Below are 26,022 nucleotides of genomic sequence, written 5' to 3' on the forward strand. Positions count from 1 at the left end.
ATCGACTCATCTCAGCACCGCGGAGACGGCGTAATGGCGACGGCGAACGAAGAGAAGTACCTCGACTACCTCAAGCGGGCCACCACCGACCTGCGCGAGGCGCGGCGGCGGCTGCGCGAGGTCGAGGAGCGCGAGCAGGAGCCCCTCGCCATCGTGGCGATGAGCTGCCGCTACCCGGGTGGTGTCCGTACGCCCGAGCAGCTGTGGGACCTCGTGGCCCGCGGCGGTGACGCGGCCTCGCCGTACCCCACCGACCGCGGCTGGGGCACCGACATCCTCTTCGATCCCGAGCCGGACAGCGGCCAGGAGCCGTACGTCCGCGAGGGCGGCTTCCTGCACGACGCCGCCGAGTTCGACCCGGCGTTCTTCGGCATCTCGCCGCGCGAGGCCCTCGCGATGGACCCGCAGCAGCGGCTGCTGCTGGAGACCTCCTGGGAGGTGTTCGAGCGCGCGGGCATCGATCCGACGACGCTCCAGGGCAGCCCGACCGGCGTGTTCGCGGGCGTCATGTACCACGACTACGCGTCCCGGCTGTTCTCCGCGCCCGAGGACGTCGAGGCCTTCCTCGGCAACGGCAGCTCCGGTTCCATCGCCTCCGGCCGCGTCGCGTACACCTTCGGCCTGGAGGGCCCGGCCGTCACCATCGACACGGCCTGCTCCTCCTCCCTGGTCGCCCTGCACTTCGCCGCGCAGGCGCTGCGCCGGGGCGAGTGCTCGCTCGCCCTGGCCGGCGGCGTCACCGTCATGGCCACCCCCGGCACGTTCTCCGAGTTCAGCCGTCAGAACGGGCTGGCCCAGGACGGCCGCTGCAAGTCGTTCGCGGGCGCCGCCGACGGCACCGGCTGGGGCGAGGGCGCGGGCATGCTGCTGCTGGAGCGGCTGTCCGACGCCCGCGCCAACGGCCACCAGGTGCTGGGCCTCGTACGCGGCTCCGCCATCAACCAGGACGGCGCCAGCAGCGGTCTCACCGCCCCCAACGGCCCCTCCCAGCAGCGCGTCATCCGCCAGGCCCTGTCCGGCGCCCGGCTCACCGCCGGGCAGATCGACGTGGTCGAGGCGCACGGCACGGGGACGACGCTGGGCGACCCCATCGAGGCGCAGGCGCTGCTCGCCACCTACGGGCGCAACCACACCGACGAGCAGCCGCTGTGGCTGGGCTCCATCAAGTCCAACATCGGCCACACCCAGGCCGCCGCCGGTGTCGCGGGCATCATCAAGATGGTCATGGCGATGCGCCACGGGGTCCTCCCGCAGACCCTCCACGTCGACCAGCCCACCCCCAACGTCGACTGGACGGCCGGGGCCGTCTCGCTGCTCACCGAGACCCGCGCCTGGCCCGACACCGGACAGCCGCGCCGCGCCGCCGTGTCCTCGTTCGGCATCAGCGGCACCAACGCGCACACCATCCTGGAGCAGGCGCCCGACCCGGCCGCCGCCACCGAGGAGTCGCAGCCCGCCGCCGAGCCTGCTGCCCCCGCCGCCGCGCTGCCGCTGTGGACCGTCGCGGCCAAGTCCCGGACCGCGCTGCGCGACCAGGCCGCGAAACTCCGCGCCCACCTGGACGCCAACCCCGGACTCCCGCTCGCCGACGCCGCGTTCTCGCTGGCCACCGGCCGGGCGGCCTTCGACCACCGGGCGGCGATCGTCGCCGACGACCGCGACGGCCTGGTCCGGGCCCTCGACGCGCTGACCCGCGAGGAGCCCACGCCCGGGCTGTTCGACGGCAAGGTGGCGGGCGGCAAGGTGGCGTTCCTGTTCACGGGTCAGGGCAGCCAGCGGCTCGGGATGGGGCGCGAGCTGTACGAGGCCTACCCGGTGTTCGCGCAGGCGCTGGACGCGGTGTGCGCCGAGCTGGATCAGCATCTCGAACGGCCGCTGAAGGGCGCCCTGTTCGGTGATGATGCCTCGGTGCTGGACCGGACCGGCTTCACGCAGCCCGCGCTGTTCGCGGTCGAGGTGGCGCTGTTCCGTCTCGTCGAGGCGTGGGGGCTGCGGCCCGACTTCCTCTCCGGCCACTCGATCGGCGAGCTGGCCGCCGCGCATGTGGCGGGTGTGCTGTCGCTGGCCGATGCCTGCCGGTTGGTGGCGGCGCGTGGGCGTCTGATGCAGGAGCTTCCGACCGGTGGCGCGATGGTTGCGGTGCAGGCGTCGGAGGACGAGGTGACGCCGCTGCTCACCGAGGGTGTCTCGATCGCCGCCGTGAATGGCCCGACGTCCGTGGTCATCGCGGGCGACGAGGACGCGGCCCTGCAGATCGCTTCCGGTTTCGAGGCGGAGGGCCGTAAGACCAAGCGGCTCACCGTCAGCCACGCTTTCCACTCGCCGCGCATGGACGGGATGCTCGACGCGTTCCGCGAGGTCGCGCAGGGGCTGACGTACGAGGCGCCGAAGATCCCGATCGTGTCCAACCTGACCGGTGCCGTGGTCTCCGCCGACGAGATCACGACCGCCGACTTCTGGGTGCGCCACGTCCGCGAGGCCGTGCGCTTCCTCGACGGCGTGCGCGTGCTGGAGGACCGTAACGTCACGACGTTCGTGGAACTGGGCCCGGACGGCGTCCTCACCGCCATGGCACAGGACTGCCTGACCCGTGACGACGCCACCCTTGTCCCCGCGCTGCGCACCGGCCGCCCGGAGGTCCGCAGCCTGGCCACCGCCCTCGCGCAGACGCACGTACGTGGTGTCTCCCCGGACTGGAACGCGGTGTTCGCCGGTACGGACACCACGCGCGCCGACCTTCCGCTGTACGCCTTCCAGCGCGAAACGTACTGGCTGGACGCCGGATACCCGATGGGCGACGTGGCGTCCGCCGGACTCGGCGCCGCCGACCACCCCCTGCTGGGTGCCGCCGTGGCGCTCGCCGACACCGACGGCTTCCTCTACACCGGCCGCCTCGCCCTGGAGACCCACCCATGGCTGGCGGACCACACGGTGGCCGGTTCGGTGCTGCTGCCGGGGACCGCGTTCGTGGAACTGGCCGTGCGCGCCGGTGACCAGGTCGGATGCGATCTGCTGGAGGAGCTGACCCTGGAGGCGCCGTTGGTGCTTCCCGAGGCGGGCGGGGTACAGCTCCAGCTGTCGGTGGGCGCGCCCGACGCGTCGGGGCGGCGTTCGCTGACGGTGTACTCGCGGTCCGAGGACGCGGCCGTGGACGAGGTGTGGGAGCGGCACGCCTCGGGTGTGCTGGGCTCGGGGGCGTCGTCTTCCGCCTCCTTCGACCTGGGCGTATGGCCCCCGGAGGGCGCGACCCCGGTCGAGGTCGAGGGCCTGTACGAGGGGCTGGCCGACGCCGGGCTGACGTATGGGCCGGTGTTCCAGGGGCTGAAGTCTGCGTGGCGGCTGGGCGATGAGGTGTTCGCCGAGCTGGAGCTGCCGGAGGACGCGCGGTCCGAGGCGGGGTCGTTCGGTCTGCACCCGGCGCTGCTGGACTCGGCGCTGCACGCGGTGGGCCTGGGCGGTCTGATCGAGGGCGAGGGCGCCCGGTTGCCGTTCACGTGGTCCGGTGTGTCGCTGCACGCGGTGGGTGCGTCGGTGCTGCGGGTGCGGCTGTCGGCCGTGGGCGCGGACGCGGTGGCGCTGGCGGTGGCCGATGGCGCGGGTCGTGCCGTGCTGTCGGTGGATTCGCTGGTGCTGCGCCCGGTGGCCGCCGAGCAGATCCGTGGCGCACGGGGCGCGCGCCAGGAGTCGCTGTACCGGCTCGACTGGACCGAGGTGTCGGGCGCGGGCGCGGCGGGGAAGTGCGTGCTGCTCGGGTCCGATGTTCATGGCCTGGCGCAGCGGTTCGACACGTACGCGGATTTGGAGGCGCTGGCTGCTGCCGCCGACGCCGGAACGGCGCTGCCGGAATACGTAGTGGTGTCCCTGGCAAATCAAGCCCGTCCGGCGATTGAGGACCGGGGTCAAGGGGCGGAGCCCATTGTTTCGGGAAGGGGCGGGGTGGGGGATAACCCCTCGCCCGCCGAAGCCGCACATCACGCCACGACCCAGGCCCTCCACCTCCTCCAGTCCTGGCTGGCCGATGACCGTTTCGCGAACGCGCGGCTGGTCCTGCTGACCTCGGGTGCCGTAGCCGCCGGTACGGACGATCCGGTGACCGACCTGGCCCACGCCGCCGTGTGGGGTCTGGTGCGGTCCGCCGAGTCGGAGAACCCGGGCCGGTTCGTACTGGTCGACGTAGATGGCGCGGCTGATGCGCGTACGGCGGTGCCGAGCGCGCTGGCGTCGGGTGAGCCGCAGGTGGCGGTGCGAGAGGGCGGGCTGCGGGCGCCGCGTCTGGCACGGGCCGTGGTGGACACCGAGCAGGTGCCAGACTTCGACGCCGAGGGCACGGTGCTGGTCACCGGTGCGAGCGGCACGCTGGGCGGGCTGCTGGCGCGGCACCTGGTGGCGGAGCGCGGCGTACGGCAGCTGCTGCTGGTGAGCCGCCGTGGCGACCAGGCCCCTGGTGCTGGGGAACTCGGCGCGGAGCTGGCCGAGCTGGGCGCCGAGGTGCGGTGGGCCGCATGTGATGTGGCGGATCGGGATGCGCTGGCCTCGACCTTGGCCACCGTTCCCGCTGAGCATCCGCTGACGGCCGTCATCCACACCGCCGGTGTGCTGGACGACGGCGTGATCGGCTCGCTGACGCCGGAGCGTATCGACCACGTCCTGCGCCCCAAGGTGGACGCGGCCTGGAATCTGCACGAGCTGACGGCAGACCTGGACCTCTCGGCGTTCGTCCTGTTCTCGTCCGCCTCGGGCGTCTTCGGCGGCGCGGGTCAGGGCAACTACGCCGCCGCCAATGCCTACGTGGACGCGTTGGCGCAGCACCGCAGGGCGCGGGGTCTGGCCGGTACGTCCCTCGCCTGGGGGCTGTGGGCCGATGCCAGCGGGATGACCGGCGCCTTGGACGACGCCGATGTGTCCCGGATGAGCCGGGGCGGCGTCGCCGCGCTGTCGACCGCCGAGGGCCTTGAGCTGTTCGACGCGGCGCGCGGCGCGGGCGAGGCGTTGCTCGTACCGGTGCGGCTGGATCTGGCGGCGCTGCGGGCCGAGGCCGCGTCGTCGGGTGTGGTGGCGCCGCTGATGCGCGGGCTGGTGCGGGTGCCCGCGCGTCGTACGGCGGAAGGCTCGGCCGCCGGGTCGGACGCGCTGGTGCGGCGGCTGGCCGGGCTGGGCGAGGCCGGACAGCTCGACCTGCTGCTCGACCTGGTCCGTACGCAGGTCGCCGCCGTCCTGGGCTACGGCTCCGCCGAGTCCGTGGACCCCGATCGCGCCTTCCGTGACCTGGGCTTCGACTCGCTGACCGCCGTCGAGCTGCGCAACCGCGTGAACGCGGCCACCGGGATGCGGCTCCCCGCTACCCTGGTCTTCGACTACCCGACCTCCCTCGTTCTGGCCGAACACCTTCGGGACGAACTGGCGGGCACGCGCGCACAGTTGGCCGTCCCGGCGTCAACGGCGGGCGCGGTCGACGATGAGCCGATCGCCATCGTCGCCATGAGCTGCCGCTTCCCGGGCGGAGTGCGTACCCCCGAGGAGCTGTGGCAGCTGCTGGCCTCCGGCCAGGACGCCATCTCCGGCTTCCCCGTCGACCGTGGCTGGGACCTGGACGGGCTCTATCACCCGGACCCCGAGCACCCGGGCACCTCGTACACCCGCGAGGGCGGCTTCCTCCACCACGCCGCCGACTTCGACCCCACTTTCTTCGGCATCTCGCCGCGCGAGGCCGTCGCCACCGACCCGCAGCAGCGGCTGCTGCTGGAGACGTCGTGGGAGGCGTTCGAGCGCGCGGGCATCGACCCGACGACCCTGCGCGGCAGCCGGACCGGCGTGTTCGCGGGCGTCATGTACCACGACTACGCCACGCTCGTGGAGCAGTCACCCGACGCCGGTGGCGAGGGCGCGATCGGCTCCGGCAGCACCGGTTCCATCGCCTCCGGCCGGGTCGCGTACGCCCTGGGCCTGGAGGGCCCGGCGGTGACGGTGGACACGGCCTGCTCGTCGTCGCTCGTCGCCCTGCACTGGGCCATGCAGGCCCTGCGGGCGGGGGAGTGCTCGCTGGCGCTGGCCGGTGGTGTCACCGTGATGGCCACTCCGGCCACCTTCATCGGCTTCAGCCGCCAGGGCGGCCTGTCCGCCGACGGCCGCTGCAAGGCGTTCTCGGCCGACGCGGACGGCACGGGCTGGGCCGAGGGCGCGGGCATGCTGCTCGTCGAGCGGCTGTCGGACGCCCGACGCAACGGCCACCCCGTGCTGGCAGTCGTACGCGGCAGCTCCGTCAACCAGGACGGTGCGTCGAACGGTCTGACGGCGCCGAACGGCCCGTCGCAGCAGCGTGTCATCCGGCAGGCGCTGGCCGGTGCGGGGCTGTCGACCGGCGATGTCGACGCGGTCGAGGCGCACGGTACGGGCACGACGCTGGGCGACCCGATCGAGGCGCAGGCGCTGCTCGCCACGTACGGCCGCGACCGGTCCGAGGACCAGCCCCTGCTGCTCGGCTCCATCAAGTCCAACATGGGCCACACGCAGGCCGCGGCCGGTGTCGCGGGCGTAATGAAGATGGTGCTGGCCATGCGGCACGGGGTGCTGCCGCAGACCCTGCACGCGGACGAGTCGTCCCCGCACGTCGACTGGTCGGCGGGCGCGGTGTCGCTGCTGACGCAGGCCCGGGAGTGGCCGGAGACGGGCCGCCCGCGCCGGGCGGGCATCTCGTCGTTCGGCATCAGCGGCACCAATGTGCACACGATCATCGAGCAGGCCCCGGCCGAGGCGGAGACGGCTCCCGCCGGGCCCGACACCGCGCCCGCGCTGCCCTGGGTGCTCTCCGGCCGCAGCGCGGCCGCGCTGCGGGAGCAGGCCTCACGGCTGCGCGCACACGTCGACGCCCACCCCGAACTGCGCCCCGCCGACCTCGGCTATTCGCTCGCGACCAGCCGGTCCGGCTTCGACCACCGCGCGGCCGTCGTCGCCGAGGACCGCGCCGGGCTGCTGGCCGGTCTGGAGGCGCTGGCGGAGGGCCGCAGCGCTGCGGGGCTCGCTGAGGGCTCGGCGGCCGGTGGCGGCAAGGTGGCGTTCCTGTTCACAGGGCAGGGGAGCCAGCGGCTGGGGATGGGGCGTGAGCTGTACGAGGCCTACCCGGTGTTCGCGGAGGCGCTGGACGCGGTGTGCGATGCGCTGGATGCGCATCTTGAACGGCCCTTGAAGGGCGTCCTGTTCGGTGATGACGCCTCGGTGCTGGACCGGACCGGCTTCACCCAGCCTGCGCTGTTCGCGGTTGAGGTGGCGTTGTTCCGGCTGGTCGAGGCGTGGGGGCTGCGGCCGGACTTTCTGTCCGGGCATTCGATCGGTGAGCTGGCCGCCGCGCATGTGGCGGGCGTGCTCTCGCTCGCCGACGCCGCGAAGTTGGTGGCGGCGCGTGGCCGTCTGATGCAGGAGCTTCCGGCGGGTGGCGCGATGGTTGCGGTGCAGGCGTCGGAGGACGAGGTGGCGCCGTTCCTCAACGAGCGCGTGAGCATCGCCGCCCTCAACGGGCCGTCGTCGGTGGTCATCGCGGGTGATGAGGAAGCGGTTCTGGAGATCGCGGCTGGTTTCGAGGCGCAGGGGCGGAAGACCAAGCGGCTCACCGTCAGCCACGCGTTCCACTCGCCGCGCATGGACGGGATGCTGGACGCGTTCCGCGAGGTGGCGCAGGGGCTGTCGTACGAGGCCCCCCGCATCCCGATCGTGTCCAACCTGAGCGGGAACGTCGTCTCCGCCGAGGAGATCACCAGCCCCGACTTCTGGGTGCGCCACGTCCGGGAGGCTGTCCGCTTCCTCGATGGTGTCCGCACGCTCGAAGCGCAGGGCGTGACGACGTACGTCGAGCTGGGTCCGGACGGTGTGCTCACCGCCATGGCGCAGGAGTGTGTGACCGGCGACGACGCCGTGTTCGCGTCCGTCTGCCGCAAGGACCGGCCCGAGGCCGAGACGTTGGTGTCGGCTGTTGCGCGGGCGCATGTGCGGGGCGTGGCGGTGGACTGGGCGGCCTTCTACGCCGGTGCGGGCGCTGTTCGCGTCGACCTGCCGACGTACGCGTTCCAGTACGCGCGCTACTGGCCCCAGGTCTCGGCCGCCGCGCTGGGCGGTACGGCCGGGCTGGGGCTGGCGACGGTGGATCATCCGCTGGTGGGGGCCGCTGTTCCGCTCGCGGGTGGTGATGGGCTGCTGCTGACGGGGCGGTTGTCGGTGCAGACGCATCCGTGGCTGCTGGATCACGTGGTGATGGGTTCGGTGTTGCTGCCGGGCACGGCCTTTGTCGAGCTGGCGGTTCACGCTGGCGATCAGGTCGGTTGTGATCTGGTGGAGGAGCTGACGTTGGAGGCGCCGTTGGTGCTTCCTGAGGTGGGTGGCGTTCAGCTTCAGGTGGCGGTCGGTGCGGCGGACGGTGCTGGGCGGCGTTCGTTCGAGGTGTACTCGCGGCTTGAGGATGAGCCATGGGTGCGCCACGCCTCGGGTGCGTTGGCCGAGGGCGCGTCGTCCGGGGCGCTCGACCTGGAGGTGTGGCCTCCGGCGGGTGCGACGCCGGTTGAGGTCGAGGGTCTGTACGAGGGCATGGCGGGTCTGGGGCTGGCGTATGGGCCGGTGTTCCAGGGGCTGACGTCTGCCTGGCGGCTTGGTGATGAGGTGTTCGCCGAGCTGGAGTTGCCGGAGGACGCGCGGTCCGAGGCGGGTGCGTTTGGGCTGCATCCGGCGCTGCTGGACTCGGCTCTGCACGCGGTGGGCCTGGGTGGCCTGATCGAGGGCGAGGACGGTGCGCGCTTGCCGTTCTCGTGGTCGGGTGTGTCGTTGCATGCGGTGGGTGCGTCGGTGCTGCGGGTGCGGCTGTCTGCTGCCGGTGCGGACGCGGTGTCGTTGGCGGTGGCCGATGGTGCGGGTCGTGCCGTGCTGTCGGTGGATTCGCTGGTGCTGCGACCGGTGGCCGCCGAGCAGATCCGTGGTGCACGGGGCGCGCGCCAGGAGTCGCTGTACCGGCTGGACTGGCCCGAGCTGGCGGACGCGGCGGGCGCGGGCGCGGCGGGTCACTGGGCTCTGCTGGGGTCTGATGCCCCGGACTTGGCGTCGGTGACCGGGCGGCGTTTCGACACGTACGCGGATCTGGACGCGCTGGCGGCTGCGGTGGACGGGGGCGCGGAGTCTCCGGAGTACATAGTGGTGTCGCTGGCTGCGGCACTTGAACGCCCACGTGTGGCAAATCAAGCCCGTCCGGCGTTTGAGGACCGGGGTCCAGGGGCGGAGCCCATGGTTTCGGGAAGGGGCGGGCTAGGGGAAGACCCCACTCAAGCCGCACACGACGCCACCACCCGCACTCTCACCCTCCTCCAAACCTGGCTGGCCGACGACCGCTTCGCGGACAGCAAGCTCGTCGTCCTCACGTCGGATGCCGTAGCCGTCGGTGCGGACGAGCCGGTGACCGACCTGGCCCACGCCGCCGTGTGGGGCCTGGTGCGTTCTGCCGAGTCGGAGAACCCGGACCGTTTGGTGCTCGTCGACGTCGACGGTCAGGACGCGTCGTTCCGGGCGCTGCCCGCCGCGCTCGCCTCGGGCGAGGCGCAGCTCGCGCTGCGTGCCGGGACGGTGCGGGTGCCGCGTCTGGCGCGGGCGGTCGCGGACTCTGCGGATGCCGTATCGGCGTTCGGCGCCGAGGGTGGCACGGTGCTGGTGACCGGTGCGAGTGGCACGCTCGGCGGGCTAGTGGCGCGGCATCTGGTGGCGGAGCGTGGCGTACGGCAGCTGCTGCTGGTGAGCCGCCGTGGCGACCAGGCGCCGGGCGCGGCCGAACTGGCCGACGAACTGGCCGAGTTGGGCGCCAAGGTGGGGTGGGCGGCCTGCGACGTGGCGGACCGGGAGGCCCTGGCGGCGACCCTGGCCGCCGTCCCCGCAGAGCATCCGCTGACCGGCGTCGTGCACACGGCCGGTGTGCTGGACGACGGCGTGATCGGATCGTTGACGCCGGAGCGCATCGACCACGTGTTGCGCCCCAAGGTGGACGCGGCGTGGAATCTGCACGAGCTGACGGCAGACCTGGACCTGTCGGCGTTCGTGGTGTTCTCGTCCGCCGCCGGTGTCTTCGGTAACGCGGGTCAGGGCAACTACGCCGCCGCGAATGCCTTCCTGGACGCGTTGGCGCAGCACCGTAGGGCGCGGGGCCTGGCCGGTACGTCCCTCGCCTGGGGGCTGTGGGCCGACTCCAGTGCGATGACCGGCGCCTTGGACGACGCCGATGTGTCCCGGATGAGCCGGGGCGGCGTCGCCGCGCTGTCGGCCGCCGAGGGGCTGGAGCTGTTCGACGCCGCAGGCCGCTTCGGCGAGCCGGTGCTCGTACCGATGTCGCTGGACATGGCCGCGCTCCGGGCGCAGGCGGGCAGCGGCGCGCTGCCGTCGCTGCTCCGTGGGCTCGTACGTGCGCCTGCGCGGCGTACGGCGGAGGGCGCGGCCGCATCGGGTGCGCTGGTGCGGCGGCTGGCGGGGCTCGGCGAGGCCGGACAGCTCGACCTGCTGCTCGACCTGGTCCGCTCGAACGTGGCGGCGGTGCTCGGCTACGCCGGTCCGGAGACGGTCGAACCCGGCCGCTCCTTCCGTGAGCTGGGCTTCGACTCGCTGACGGCGGTTGAGCTGCGCAACGCGCTGGGCGCGGCGAGTGAGCTGCGGCTGCCCGCCACGCTGGTCTTCGACTACCCGACGCCGGTGGTGCTGGCAGAGTTCCTGCGCGCGGAGCTCGGCGGGACGGCGGCTGCGGTGGCCGGTCCTGTGGTGGTGTCGGCGGTGGACGATGAGCCGATCGCGATCGTGGGTCTGGGCTGCCGTTATCCCGGTGGGGTGGAGACCCCGGAGGATCTGTGGCGGCTGGTCATGGAGGGCCGGGACGCGATTTCCGAGTTCCCGACCGACCGTGGCTGGGACCTGGACGGGCTCTACCACCCGGACCCGGATCACCCGGGCACCTCGTACTCCCGCGAGGGCGGCTTCGTGGCGGAAGCGGGCCACTTCGACCCGGCCTTCTTCGGGATTTCGCCGCGCGAGGCCCTTGCCATGGACCCGCAGCAGCGGTTGCTGCTGGAGACGTCGTGGGAGGCGTTCGAGCGCGCGGGGATCGACCCCGGTGTGCTGCGGGGCAGCCGTACCGGTGTCTTCGCGGGCGTCATGTACCACGACTACGCGTCCTCGCTCCCGGCGCTTCCGGAGGGCGTTGAGGGATTCGTCGGCACCGGTAACGCGGGGAGTGTGATTTCGGGTCGGCTGGCGTACACGTTCGGGCTTGAGGGCCCGACGATTACGGTGGACACGGCGTGTTCATCGTCGTTGGTGGCGTTGCATCTGGCGGTGCAGGCGCTGCGGAATGGCGAGTGCTCGTTGGCGCTGGCCGGTGGTGTGACGGTGATGGCGACCCCGGCGCCGTTCGTGGAGTTCAGCCGTCAGCGCGGGCTTGCGGCGGATGGCCGCTGCAAGGCGTTCTCGGCGGACGCTGATGGCACGGGGTGGTCCGAGGGCGCGGGCATGCTGCTGGTGGAGCGGCTGTCGGACGCGCGGAAGAACGGTCACCCGGTGCTGGCGGTGGTGCGGGGCAGCGCGATCAACCAGGACGGTGCGTCGAATGGTCTGACGGCGCCGAACGGGCCCTCCCAGCAGCGCGTCATCCGGCAGGCTCTGGCGAACGCCGGACTGTCGGCCGCCGAGGTGGACGCGGTGGAGGCGCATGGCACGGGTACGTCGCTGGGCGACCCGATCGAGGCGCAGGCGCTGCTCGCCACCTACGGCCAGGACCGGCCCGAGGACCAGCCCCTGCTGCTCGGCTCGATCAAGTCGAACATGGGACACACACAGGCCGCTGCCGGTGTCGCGGGCATCATCAAGATCGTGATGGCGATGCGCCACGGCGTGCTGCCGCAGACGCTGCACGCGGACGAGCCGTCGCCGCACATCGACTGGTCGGCGGGTGCGGTATCGCTGCTCGGTGAGGCGGCGGCGTGGCCGGAGTCGGGTCGTCCGCGCCGTGCGGCGGTGTCGTCGTTCGGATTCAGCGGGACGAACGCCCACACCATCATCGAGCAGGCGCCCGTTGTCGTCGAGGACGATGCGCCGCATGAGGCGGCCGTGACGCCTGGCGTGACGCCGTGGGTTCTGTCGGCGAAGACCGCCGACGCGCTGCGTGCCCAGTCCGCGCGGCTTCGTTCGCACCTGGACGAGCACCCGGAGATCACTCCGGGCGACCTCGGCTACTCCCTTGCCACCACGCGCGCCGCGCTGGACCACCGCGCGGTGGTGGTCGGCGAGGACCGCGCCGCACTCGACGCCCTGGCGCGTGGCGAGTCCGCCGCCGGTCTGGTCGAGGGCTCGGTGGCCGATGGTGGCAAGGTGGCGTTCCTGTTCACCGGGCAGGGGAGCCAGCGGCTGGGTATGGGCCGTGAGCTGTACGAGGCGTATCCGGTGTTCGCGGAGGCGTTGGACACGGTGTGCGACGCGCTGGACGCGCACCTTGAGCAGCCGCTGAAGTCGGTGTTGTTCGGGGATGACGCGGAGGCGCTGGACCGGACCGGCTTCACCCAGCCCGCGCTGTTCGCGGTCGAGGTGGCGCTGTTCCGGCTGGTCGAGACGTGGGGTCTGCGCCCCGACTTCCTGTCCGGTCATTCGATCGGTGAGATCGCCGCCGCACATGTGGCGGGGGTGTTCTCCCTCGGGGACGCTGCCAAGTTGGTGGCTGCCCGTGGCTGTCTGATGCAGGAGCTTCCGGCCGGTGGCGCGATGGTCGCAGTCCAGGCGGCGGAGGACGAGGTACTGCCCCTGCTGACCGACCGCGTGAGCATCGCCGCCCTCAACGGACCCACCTCCGTGGTCATCGCGGGTGACGAGGACGCCGCCGTACAGATCGCGGCGGGCTTCGAGGCGCAGGGTCGGAAGACCAAGCGGCTCACCGTCAGCCACGCCTTCCACTCCCCGCGCATGGACGGGATGCTGGACGCGTTCCGCGAGGTCGCGCAGGGGCTGACCTACGAAGCCCCCCGCATCCCGATCGTCTCCAACCTCACCGGGAACGTCGTCTCCGCCGAGGAGATCGCGTCCCCCGGCTTCTGGGTGCGCCACGTCCGCGAAGCCGTCCGCTTCCTCGACGGCATCCGCACCCTCGAAGCGCAAGGCGTCACCACCTACGTCGAACTCGGCCCCGACGGTGTCCTCACCGCCATGGCCCAGGACTGCGTGACCGGCGAAGACGACGCCGCCTTCGCGCCCACCCTCCGCAAGGACCGCCCCGAGGCCGAGGCGCTGACGACCGCCCTCGCCCGTGCGTACGTCCGTGGCGTGACCGTCGACTGGGAGGCGTTCTTCGCCGGGACCGGGGCGCGCCGCGCCGAGCTGCCCACGTACGCCTTCCAGCGCGAGCGCTACTGGCTGGAGGCCCCCGCCGGGGCCGTGGGCGACGTGGCGTCGGCCGGGCTCGGTACCGCCGACCACCCGCTGCTGGGTGCGGCGGTGGACCTGCCCGACTCCGACGGCTTCCTCTTCACGGGCCGACTGTCGCTCCGTACGCACCCCTGGCTGGCCGATCACGCCGTCATGGACACCGTGCTGCTGCCGGGGACGGCCCTGGTCGAGCTGGCGGTCCGGGCCGGTGACCAGGTGGGGTGCGACCAGGTCGACGAGCTGACGCTTGAGGCGCCGCTCGTCCTCCCCGAGCGTGGCGCGGTGCAGCTGCGGGTCTCCGTGGACGAGCCCGACGGCGCCGAGGGGCGGCGCGCGCTGCACATCTACTCGCGCCCCGAGGACGCCGCCGACGAGCCGTGGACCCGGCACGCGGCCGGTGTGCTCGCCACCGCCAACGGCCCGGCCGCTGCCACGCCGAGTGCCACGCCGAGTGCCATGGCGCAGTGGCCCCCGGCCGATGCCGAGTCGCTCGATGTCGACGGCCTCTACGACGGCTACGCCGCGCTCGGCCTCGGCTACGGGCCGGTGTTCCAGGGGCTGCGGGCGGCCTGGCAGCGTGGCGACGAGGTGTTCGCCGAGGTGGCGCTCGGCGAGGCGCAGCAGGGCGAGGCCCGTGCGTACGGGCTGCACCCCGCGTTGCTGGACGCCGCGCTGCACGCGGTGGGCCTCGGCGCGTTCTGGGCGGCGGAGGAGGCCGGGCAGGCCCGGCTGCCGTTCGCGTGGGACTCCGTACGGCTCCACGCGGTCGGCGCGGCGGCCCTGCGGGTGCGGGTTTCCCCGGCGGGGCAGGGCGCGGTGGCGCTGGAGATCACCGATGAGGCCGGTGCCCCGGTGGTGTCGGTCGGTTCGCTCGCGCTCCGGCCGCTCGACCCCGGGCAGTTCACCGCGGGCAACGCCCGCCACCACGAGTCCCTGTTCCGCGTCGACTGGGCCGCGCTGCCCACGTCCGAAGAAGGGGACGACACCGCCCTGTGGGCCGTCCTGGAGAACACCGGCGGCGGCGACCTGAAGATCACGGCGGCGCTGGCCGACAACGGGATCGAGGCCGACACCTACGCGGGCCTGTCCGCGCTCGCCGAGGCGGTGGCGGCCGAGGGGATCGCGCCGGACGTGGTCCTCGTACCGTGCCTGCCCGACCTCACCACCGATGGGGACACCGCAGCCGCGACGCACACCGTGACCCTGCGCGCGCTGGCCCTGGTCCGGGAGTGGCTCGCCGACGAGCGGTTCGCCGAATCCCGGCTGCTCCTGCTCACCCGGGGCGCCGTGGCCGTGACGGCGGACGATGACGCCGAGGGCGTGGACGACCTCACCCACGCCGCGCTCTGGGGTCTGGTGCGGTCGGCGCAGGCCGAGCACCCGGGCCGGTTCGTACTGGCCGATGTGGACAGTGGCACGGAAGCCGACGCGTCCCTCCCCGCGCTGCTGTCCGCGCTGCGCTCCGACGAGCCGCAGTTCGCCGTGCGCGCCGGGGCCGCGTACGCGCCCCGGCTGGCCCGCGTCGCCGCCCTCGACGAGGCGGCCGTGCCCGGCCTCGACCCGGCGGGAACGGTGCTGGTCACCGGCGCGTCCGGCACCCTGGGCGGGCTGCTGGCCCGCCACCTGGTGACCGAGCGCGGGGCCCGACGGCTGCTGCTGACGAGCCGTCGTGGCGGCGAGGCTGCGGGCGCTGCCCAACTCGCGGACGAGCTGAGCGCATGCGGAGCCCAGGTCACCTGGGCGGCGTGCGACGCGGCCGACCGCGACGCGCTCGCCACCGTCCTGGACGGCATCCCCGCCGAACACCCACTCACCGCCGTGATCCACGCGGCCGGTGTGCTCGACGACGGGACGGTCGAATCCCTCACCCCGGAGCGCGTCGCGCGGGTGCTGCGGCCGAAGGTCGACGCGGCGTGGAACCTGCACGAGCTGACCCGTGGCCTGGACCTCGCCGAGTTCGTGCTGTTCTCCTCGGCGGCCGGTGTCTTCGGCAACCCGGGGCAGGGCAACTACGCGGCGGCCAACACCTTCCTCGACGCCCTCGCCCACCACCGGCGCGGCCAGGGCCTGCCCGCCGTCTCGCTCGCGTGGGGCCTGTGGGACGACGAGGACGGCATGGCGGCCACCCTCGCCACCACCGACCGGCAGCGGATGAACCGCGGCAGCATGAACGCGCTCGGCGGCGCCGAGGGCCTGGCCCTGTTCGACGTGGCCGGGCTCGCCGGACACGGGATGCTGATCCCCGCTGCCCTGGACATCGCCGCCCTGCGCGCCCAGTCGGCCACCGGCGTCGCGCCCCTGCTGCGCGGGCTGATCCGTATTCCGGTGCGGCGCGCCGTTGCCGGTGGCGGCGGGGCGGACGAGGCGACGAGCCTCGCCACCCGGCTCGCGGGCATGTCCGCGGCCGAACGGGACCGCCACCTGATCAACCTGGTGTGCGCCCAGGTGGCCGCCGTGCTCGGATACGGCAGCGCGGCGGCGATCGAACCGGCCGCGGCCTTCAAGGACCTGGGCTTCGACTCGCTCACCGCCGTCGAACTCCGCAACCGGCTCGGCGCGGCCACCGGGCTCCGGCTCCCGGCCACGCTGATCTTCGACTATCCGACGCCCGATGCCCTCGCCGACCAGCTGCGCGCGGCACTCCCGCACGGGGACGGCGGCGGCCCGTCGGTGTTCGGCGAACTCGACCGGCTGGAAGCCGCCCTGGCGGGGGCGACGGACGACAGCGTCACCCGCTCCAGGATCACCATGCGCCTCCAGGCCCTGCTGGCGAAGTGGAACGACGCGCAGGACGCGGCCGCCGACGGCGCCACCGACGACAACGACCTCGAATCCGCGACCGACGATGAGCTCTTCGACCTGCTCGACGACGAACTCGGCTCCTCCTGAAAGGGAGCGACTGGAACTCATGAGCACCACCTCCCCCTTCGCAAGGAGCCGACGCAATGGTGAATAACGAGGACAAGCTCCGCGACTACCTCAAGCGGGCCACCACCGACCTGCGTCAGGCCCGCCGTCAGCTGCGCGAGGTCGAGGAGCGGCACCAGGAGCCCATCGCGATCGTCGCCATGAGCTGCCGCTACCCGGGCGGCGTACGCACCCCCGAGGAGCTGTGGCGGCTCGTCGCGGGCGGCGAGGACGCCATCTCCGGCTTCCCGACCGACCGCGGCTGGGACATCGAGTCGCTGTACGACGCCGACCCCGACCAGGCGGGCGCCAGCTATGTGAGCGAAGGCGGCTTCCTCTACGACGCGGGCGGCTTCGACCCCACGCTCTTCGGTATCTCGCCGCGTGAGGCCATGGCGATGGACCCGCAGCAGCGGCTGCTGCTGGAGTCGTCGTGGGAGGCGTTCGAGCGCGCGGGCCTCGACCCGACCGGACTGCGCGGCAGCCGCACCGGTGTGTTCGCGGGCGTCATGTACCACGACTACACCTCGCGGCTCGACTCCGTACCCGAGGGCGTCGAGGGCTTCCTCGGCACCGGAAGCTCCGGCAGCATCGCGTCCGGCCGCGTGTCGTACACGTTCGGCCTGGAGGGCCCGGCCGTCACCGTCGACACGGCGTGTTCGTCGTCGCTGGTCACCCTGCACATGGCAGTGCAGGCGCTGCGCAACGGCGAATGCTCGCTCGCCCTCGCGGGCGGTGTCACCGTGATGGCCACACCGGCCACGTTCACCGAGTTCAGCCGTCAGCGCGGGCTCGCCGCCGACGGCCGCTGCAAGCCCTTCGCCGCCGCCGCCGACGGCACCGGCTGGGGCGAGGGCGTCGGCATGCTGCTCGTCGAGCGGCTGTCCGACGCGCGCCGCAACGGCCACCCCGTGCTCGCCATCGTGCGCGGTTCGGCCGTCAACCAGGACGGTGCGTCGAATGGTCTGACGGCGCCGAACGGCCCGTCCCAGCAGCGCGTCATCCACCAGGCGCTCACCAACGGCCGCCTCGCCGCCGCCGACGTCGACGTCGTCGAGGCGCACGGTACGGGGACGATGCTGGGCGACCCGATCGAGGCGCAGGCGCTGCTCGCCACTTACGGCCAGGACCGGCCCGAGGGACGGCCGCTGCTGCTCGGCTCCATCAAGTCCAACATCGGCCACACCCAGGCCGCCGCCGGTGCCGCCGGAATCATCAAAATGGTCATGGCCATCCGCCACGGCGTGCTGCCCAAGACACTCCACCTCGACGAGCCCACCCCGCACGTCGACTGGTCGGCGGGCGCCGTGTCGCTGCTCGGCGAGAACACCCCGTGGCCCGAGACCGACCGGCCGCGCCGCGCCGCCGTCTCCTCGTTCGGCTTCAGCGGCACCAACGCGCACACCATCATCGAGCAGGCCCCCGCCGAGGAGGACGCGGAGGAGCCCGCCGAGGAACCCCCGACGCGGCGGCTGGACGTGGTGCCGTGGACGGTGTCCGGCAAGAGCGCGGCGGCGCTGCGCGCGCAGGCCGAGCGGCTGCTCGACCATCTCCGGGGCGAAACGGCGCCGCGCCCGCTGGACGTGGGCCTGTCGCTGGCCACGACGCGAGCCCAGCTGGACCACCGTGCGGTGGTACGAGGCCGCGACCGCGACGAACTGCTCGCCGGGCTGGGCGCGCTGGCCGGTGGCGGCATGGCGTCGGGCGTGGCGCAGGGGTCCGTCGTCGGCGGCCGCACGGCGTTCGTGTTCCCGGGGCAGGGCTCGCAGTGGGCGGGCATGGCGGTGGCGCTGATGGACACCTCGCCGGTGTTCGCGGCGCGCGTCGAGGAGTGCGCGGCCGCTCTGGCGGAGTTCACCGACTGGTCGTTGGTGGATGTGCTGCGGGGTGCGGAGGGTGCGCCGTCGCTGGAGCGGGTGGATGTGGTCCAGCCGGTGCTGTTCTCGGTGATGGTGTCCCTTTCCGAGCTGTGGCGTTCGTTCGGGGTTGCGCCGTCGGCGGTGGTGGGGCACTCGCAGGGTGAGATCGCGGCGGCGTGTGTGGCGGGGATTCTGACCTTGCAGGACGCGGCGCGTGTGGTGGCGCTGCGGAGTCAGGCCATTGGCCGGGTGCTGGCGGGCAGGGGCGGCATGGTGTCCGTGGCGCTGTCAGTGGCGGAGGTGCGGGAGCGGATGGCGCCGTGGGGTGAGGAGCGCGTCTCGGTGGCGGCGGTCAACGGTCCGTCGTCCGTGGTCGTGTCCGGTGAGCCGACGGCGCTTGATGAGCTGTTGGCGTCTTGTGAGGCGGATGAGGTGCGGGCGCGGCGGGTGCCGGTGGATTACGCCTCGCACTACGCGCAGGTGGAATTGCTGCGCGATGAACTCCTCACACTGCTTGCCCCCGTACAGCCGCAGACCGCGCAGATTCCGTTCCTGTCGACCGTGACGGGGGAGTGGGTCGAGGGTCCGGAGCTGGACGCCGAGTACTGGTTCACCAACCTCCGTCGCACGGTCGAGCTGGAGGGCGCGGTCCGCCGGCTCCTCGACGAGGGCTTCGGTGTGTTCATCGAGTCCAGCGCCCACCCGGTGCTGGCGATGGGTGTGCAGGAGACGGCCGAGGACGCCGGTCTGGACGCGGCCGCGATCGGTTCGCTGCGCCGCGACGAGGGCGGCCTCGACCGCTTCTGGGCCTCCCTCGGCGAGGCCTGGACGCGTGGCGTTCACGTCGACTGGCAGGCGGTGTTCGAGGGCACGGGCGCCGAGCGCGTCGAGCTGCCCACGTACGCCTTCCAGCACCAGCACTACTGGCTGGAGGCGGGCACGGCGCCCGCTCCGGCCACCGCCGCCGACCCCGTCGAGGCCCGCTTCTGGGACGCCGTCGACCGCGAGGACTGGCAGGCGCTGGCCACCGAACTGGCCGTCGACGGCGACGAGCAGGTCAGCGCGCTGCTGCCCGCCCTCGCGGCGTGGCGCAAGCAGGCCCGCGAGCAGTCCACGGTGGACGGCTGGCGCTACCGCGTGACGTGGAAGCCGCTCGCCGAGGCGCAGTCCGGTGCCGGGCAGTCCGCGCGGCTGTCCGGGGCGTGGCTCGTCGTCACCCCGGCCACCGAGGACACCTGGACCGACGCCGTGGCCGGTGTGCTCGCCGAACGCGGCGCCGACGTACGGCGGATCGTGGTCGACCCCGGCACCGAGGGCCGGGAGCAGCTCACCGAGCGGCTGCGCGCCGCGCTCACCGACACCGACGGCATCCCGTTCACCGGTGTGCTGTCGCTCCTCGCCCTGGACGGCCGTCCGCATCCGCGCCACGGCTCCGTCCCGGCCGGGGTGGCGGGGCAGTTCGCGCTGGTGCAGGCGCTGGGCGACGCGGAGATCGGCGCGCCGCTGTGGTCCGCAACCCGTGGCGCGGTGTCCGTCGGCCGCGCCGAGGCGCCGGACGCGCCCGAGCAGGCGCTGATCTGGGGCCTGGGCCGGGTGGCCGCGCTGGAACACGGAGAGCGCTGGGGCGGTCTGGTCGACCTGCCCGAGGCGGCTGACGAGCGGGCGCTGTCCCGCCTGGTGGCCGCCCTCGCCGGAGCCGAGGACGAGGACCAGGTGGCCATCCGCGCCACCGGGCTCCTCGTACGCCGCCTGGTACGCGCCCCGCTGAGCGGCACGCCCGCCGTACGGTCCTGGAAGCCCACCGGAACCACGCTGGTCACCGGCGGTACGGGGGCGCTGGGCGCCCATGTGGCGCGCTGGCTGGCCCGCAACGGCGCCGAACACCTGGTGCTCACCAGCCGCCGTGGCCCGGACGCGCCCGGCGCGGCCGAGCTGCGCGACGAACTCACCGCGCTCGGCGCCCAGGTCACCGTCGCCGCGTGCGATGTGACCGACCGCGACGCGCTGGCCGAGGTAGTGAACGCCGTCCCGGCCGACCGTCCGCTCACCGCCGTCGTGCACACGGCCGCCGTGCTGGACGACGGGGTGATCGAGGGGCTGACCCCGGAGCAGATCGACCGGGTGCTGAAGGTGAAGGTCGACGCCACCCGCCATCTGCACGAGCTGACCCGCGACCTCGACCTGTCCGCGTTCGTGCTGTTCTCGTCCTTCGCGGCCACCTTCGGCGCGCCCGGCCAGGGCAACTACGCGCCCGGCAACGCCTTCCTCGACGCGTTCGCCGAGTGGCGGCGTGCCCAGGGCCTGCCCGCCACCTCGCTGGCCTGGGGGCCGTGGGGCGAGGGCGGCATGGCCGAGGGCGGCGTCGGCGACCGGATGCGCCGCCACGGCGTCATCGAGATGGAGCCAGGCGCGGCCGTCACCGCGCTCCAGCACGCCCTGGACCGCGACGAGTCGGTGCTGACCGTCGCCGACATGGAGTGGAAGCGCTTCGTCCTCGCCTTCACCTCCGGCCGCTCCCGCCCGCTGCTGCACGACCTGCCCGAGGCACGCGACGTCATCGCGGACATGAACCGCGACACTGAGGCCGAGGGCACCGACGGTGCCGCGCTGGCGCGACAGCTCGCCGGGGCGTCGGAGGCCGAGCGGGAGCGGCTGGTGCTGGACCTGGTGCGGACCGCCGTCGCGGCCGTACTGGGCTACGCGGGCGCCGACGACGTCGAGCCGGGCCGGGCCTTCAAGGACCTGGGCTTCGACTCGCTGACCGCCGTCGAACTCCGCAACCGCCTCGGCGCCGCCAGCGGGCTCAAGCTGCCCCCGACCCTGATCTTCGACTACCCGACCCCCACGGTGCTCGGGCGCCATCTGCGCACCGAGCTGTCCGGCGGGCAGCGGGCGGCCGTGGCCACGCGGCCGGTGGCGGCGGCGTCCACCGACGACGAGCCCATCGCCATCGTCGCCATGAGCTGCCGCTTCCCCGGCGGCGTCCGCACCCCGGAGGAGCTGTGGCAGCTGCTCGACGCCGGTGGCGACGCGCTGTCGGAGTTCCCCGGCGACCGTGGCTGGGACATCGACTCCCTCTACAACCCGGACCCGGACGCGCAGGGCACCAGCTACACCCGCGAGGGCGGATTCCTCACCGGGGCCGCCGAGTTCGACCCCGCGTTCTTCGGGATCTCGCCGCGTGAGGCCATGGCGATGGACCCGCAGCAGCGGCTGCTGCTGGAGACCTCGTGGGAGGCGTTCGAGCGCGCGGGCATCGACCCGGCCACGCTGCACGGCAGCCCGTCCGGCGTCTTCGTCGGCACCAACGGCTCCGACTACTCGATCCTCATGCGCGACAACACCGAGGGCTACGAGGGCCACCTCGCCACCGGAAGCGCCGCGAGCGTCGTCTCCGGCCGCCTCTCCTACACCTTCGGCCTGGAGGGCCCGGCGGTCACCGTCGACACCGCCTGCTCGGCGTCGCTGGTGGCGCTGCACCTCGCCGTCCAGGCGCTGCGAGGCGGCGAATGCTCGCTCGCCCTCGCGGGCGGTGTGACGGTCATGGCCACCCCCGGCACGTTCATCGAGTTCAGCCGCCAGCGCGGACTCTCCTCCGACGGCCGCTCCAAGGTGTTCTCCTCGGACGCCGACGGCTTCAGCCCGGCCGAGGGCGTCGGCATGCTGCTCGTGGAGCGGCTGTCGGACGCCCGGAAGAACGGCCACCCGGTCCTCGCGGTCGTGCGCGGCTCGGCCATCAACCAGGACGGTGCGTCGAATGGTCTGACGGCACCGAATGGCCCGTCCCAGCAGCGCGTCATCCGACAGGCCCTCGCCAACGCCCGCCTGGCCACCGGCGAGGTCGACGTCGTCGAGGCGCACGGCACGGGCACGACCCTGGGTGACCCCATCGAGGCGCAGGCGCTGCTCGCCACCTACGGCCAGGACCGGCCCGAGAACCAGCCGCTGCTGCTCGGCTCCATCAAGTCCAACATCGGCCACGCCCAGGCGGCCGCCGGTGTCGCGGGCGTGATGAAGACGGTGCTCGCCATGCGCCACGGCGTCCTGCCCGAGTCGCTGCACATCGCCGAACCGACCCCGCACGTGGACTGGTCGGCGGGCGACGTCGAGCTGCTGACCGAGTCCCGGCCGTGGCCGGAGACCGGCCACCCGCGCCGCGCCGCCGTGTCCTCGTTCGGCTTCAGCGGCACCAACGCCCACACCATCCTGGAGCAGGCACCCGCCGAGGAGCCGGAGCCGCGACGGGACAATCCGCGGAGCGGCGGTGTGCTGCCGTGGGTGCTGTCGGGCAAGAGCGACGCGGCGCTGCGCGCCCAGGCCGCCAAGCTGCTGGCCCACCTCGACGCCGAACCGGGTCTGCGTCCGGCCGACATCGGCTACTCCCTGGCCACCACCCGTGCCGCCTTCGACCGGCGCGCGGTGCTGGTGGGCGCGGAGCGGGATGATCTTGCTCGCGGTTTGGAAGCCCTCGCTAGGGGGCAGGTCCTTCCCAACCTGGTGCAGGGGGCCTCAATCGGGGGCAAGGCCGCATTCCTGTTCCCAGGACAGGGGTCACAATGGGTAGGCATGGCCGAAGGCCTGTTGGATGCTTCACCGGTGTTCGCTGCCCGTATTGATGAGTGTGCCGCCGCGCTCGCCGAATTCACCGACTGGTCGTTGGCGGATGTGCTGCGAGGAGCGGAGGACGCGCCGTCACTGGAGCGGGTGGACGTCGTTCAGCCGGTGCTGTTCTCGGTGATGGTGTCCCTGGCGGAGCTGTGGCGTTCCCTGGGTGTGCGGCCGTCGGCGGTGGTCGGCCACTCGCAGGGCGAGATCGCGGCCGCGTGCGTGGCGGGGATTCTGACCCTCCAGGACGCCGCCCGGGTGGTGGCGCTGCGCAGTCAGGCGATCGGCCGGGTGCTGGCGGGCAAGGGCGGCATGGTGTCCGTGGCGCTGCCGGTGGCGGACGTACGGGAGCGGATCGCGCCGTGGGGTGAGGAGCGCGTCTCGGTGGCGGCCGTCAACGGGCCCTCCGCCGTGGTCGTCTCCGGTGAGCCGGAGGCGCTCGATGAACTGGTCGCCTCGTGCGAGGCGGACGAGGTCCGGGCCCGCCGGGTGCCGGTGGATTACGCCTCGCACTCCGCCCAGGTGGAATTGCTGCGCGATGAACTCCTCACACTGCTCGCCCCCGTACAGCCGCGGACCGCTCAGATTCCCTTCCTGTCGACCGTGACGGGGGAGTGGGTCGACGGTGCCGAGCTGGACGCCGAGTACTGGTTCACCAACCTCCGCCGCACCGTCGAGCTGGAGAGCGCCATCCGCCGCCTCCTCGACGAGGGCATGAACGTGTTCATCGAGTCCAGCGCCCACCCGGTGCTGGCCATGGGCGTGCAGGAGACGGCCGAGGACGCGGGCCGTGAGGCGGCCGCGATCGGTTCGCTGCGCCGCGACGAGGGCGGTCTCGACCGCTTCTGGGCCTCCCTCGGCGAGGCCTGGACGCGCGGCGTCGACGTCGACTGGGACGCGGTGTTCGAGGGCACGGGCGCCGAGTGCGTCGAGCTGCCCACGTACGCCTTCCAGCACCAGAACCTCTGGCCGCAGGCCGCCGACGCCGTGGCGGACGACGCCCCGGCGTCGCCGTCCGACGCCGTCGACGCCCGCTTCTGGGAGGCCGTCGAGCGCGAGGACCTGGAGTCGCTGGCCGACACGCTCGCGTGCGACGACGACACCGAGCGGTCCTCGCTCGGCGCCGTCCTGCCCGCCCTCGCCTCGTGGCGCAAGCAGACCCGGGAGCAGTCCACGGTGGACGGCTGGCGCTACCGCGTGACGTGGAAGTCCCAGTCCGAGGCACAGGCCCCGCGGCTGTCCGGGACGTGGCTGCTGGCCGTGCCCGAGTCCGCCGTCACCGACGACTGGACGCTCGGCGCGGTCCGTACGCTCGCCGAACGCGGCGCGGACGTACGGCAGATCACCCCGGCCGCCGCAGCGGCCGACCGCGAGTCGCTGACCCGCCTGGTGCGCGAGGAACTGGCCGACGCCGGAACCGTCTCCGGGGTGCTCTCGCTGCTTGCCTTCGACGAGCGGACCGCCCCCGGCACGGACGGCGTCGGCGCCGGGCTGACCGGCACCGCCGCGCTGATCCAGGCGCTGGGCGACGCCGGGGTGGAGGCGCCGCTGTGGTGCGCCACCCGAGGTGCGGTGTCCACCGGAACCACGGACCGGCCGCACTCCCCCGAGCAGGCGCTCGTCTGGGGCCTCGGCCGGACCGCCGCGCTGGAGTACCCGGAGCGCTGGGGCGGTCTGGTCGACCTGCCGGAAGCCGCCGACGAGCGGGCGCTGTCCCGGCTCGCCGGGGTGCTCGCCGGGGCCGACGGCGAGGACCAGCTCGCGGTGCGGGCGGCGGGCGTGTTCGCCCGCAGGCTCGTCCGCTCCCCGCTGGCCGGTGCGCCCGCCGCACGGACCTGGAAGCCGGCCGGAACCACGCTGGTCACCGGCGGTACGGGCGCGTTGGGTGCCCATGTGGCGCGCTGGCTGGCCCGCAGTGGCGCCGAGCACCTGGTGCTCACCAGCCGCCGTGGCCCGGAGGCGCCCGGCGCGGCCGAGCTGCGCGACGAACTGACCGCGCTCGGTGCGCGGGTGACCGTCGCCGCGTGCGATGTGGCCGACCGCAAGGCCGTCGAGGCGCTGCTCGCGTCGATCCCGGCCGACCAGCCGCTCACCGCCGTGATGCACGCCGCCGGTGTGCTCGACGACGGCGTACTGGACGCGCTCACCCCGCAGCGGTTCGCGACCGTCCTCGGCCCGAAGGCCGACGCGGCGCGCCATCTGCACGAGCTGACCCAGGGCCTGGAGCTGTCCGCGTTCGTGCTGTTCTCCGGCATCGCGGGCACCCTCGGCGACGCCGGGCAGGGCAACTACGCGGCGGCCAACGCCTACCTCGACGCCCTGGCCGAGCAGCGCCGTACGGACGGCCTGCCCGCCACCTCCGTGGCCTGGGGCCGCTGGGGCGAGACGGGACTCGCCGCCGGTGGCGCCATCGGCGAGCGGCTGGACCGTGGCGGTGTCCCGGCGATGGACCCGCACGCGGCCGTCACGGCGCTCCACCGGGCGCTGGACCACGACGACACCGTCGTGGCCGTCGCCGACATCCAGTGGGAACGCTTCACCCAGGGCTACACGGCGGTCCGCCCCAGCCCGCTCATCGGCGATCTGCCGGAGGTGCGGCGGCTGCGGGAGACCGGCGGCCCGGGCGGCGACCCGGCGGCGGCCTCGGACGGCTCCCCGGCGGACGCGCTGCGGCAGCGGCTGACCGGGATCTCCCGGGCCGAACAGTCCCTGGTGGTCCTGGACGTCGTACGCACCAACGCCGCCGCGGCGCTCGGCCACCCGACGGCCGACGAGGTCGGCGCCGGGCGGGCGTTCAAGGAGCTGGGCTTCGACTCGCTGATCGCGCTGGAGCTGCGCAACCGGCTGGGCGTCGCCACCGGGCAGAAGCTGCCCGCCACGCTGGTCTTCGACTATCCGACCCCGGCGGTGCTCGCCGAGTACCTGTGCGGCGAACTCGTCGGCGACGGCGGGTCGGCGGCCGCGCCCGGGCTCGCGGAGCTGGACGCGCTGGAGTCGGCACTGTCCGTCCTCGACCCGGAGAGCGCGTCGCGGGAGGACATCGCGGCCCGGCTGCGGGACCTCGCCGCGAAGTGGGCGGAGCCCCGTACGGCCGGTGCCGAGACGGACGGCGGCGGCGCCGGAACGGTGACGCGGAAGCTGCAAGAGGCGACGCAGGATGAGGTCTTCGACTTCATCGAGAAAGAACTCGGAATCTAAGGATCGATGGGTCCGCGGGCGCAAGGTTTGTGACGAG

The 26,022-nt window shown here is 73.4% G+C and carries 2 protein-coding genes; both read left to right on the plus strand.

Features of this window, described 5'->3' with window-relative positions:
• Positions 1-33 precede the first annotated feature (33 nt).
• Complete coding sequence (locus ABZ370_RS06810) at positions 34-16,305, plus strand: type I polyketide synthase (RefSeq protein WP_358617478.1); 16,272 nt, start codon at positions 34-36, stop codon at positions 16,303-16,305.
• Between the two features lie 56 nt (positions 16,306-16,361).
• Positions 16,362-25,985, plus strand: a complete 9,624-nt coding sequence (locus ABZ370_RS06815; protein ID WP_358617481.1) for a type I polyketide synthase — start codon at positions 16,362-16,364, stop codon at positions 25,983-25,985.
• Positions 25,986-26,022: the final 37 nt, after the last annotated feature.

Origin of the sequence: Streptomyces sp. NPDC005962 (assembly GCF_040629205.1) — a bacterium.
GTDB lineage: Bacteria > Actinomycetota > Actinomycetes > Streptomycetales > Streptomycetaceae > Streptomyces.

Bases quoted from the DNA above. Each gene is read 5' to 3' on its own strand.
- ABZ370_RS06815 (WP_358617481.1), top strand. From the start codon at position 16,362: ATGGTGAATAACGAGGACAAGCTCCGCGACTACCTCAAGCGGGCCACC.
- ABZ370_RS06810 (WP_358617478.1), top strand. From the start codon at position 34: ATGGCGACGGCGAACGAAGAGAAGTACCTCGACTACCTCAAGCGGGCC.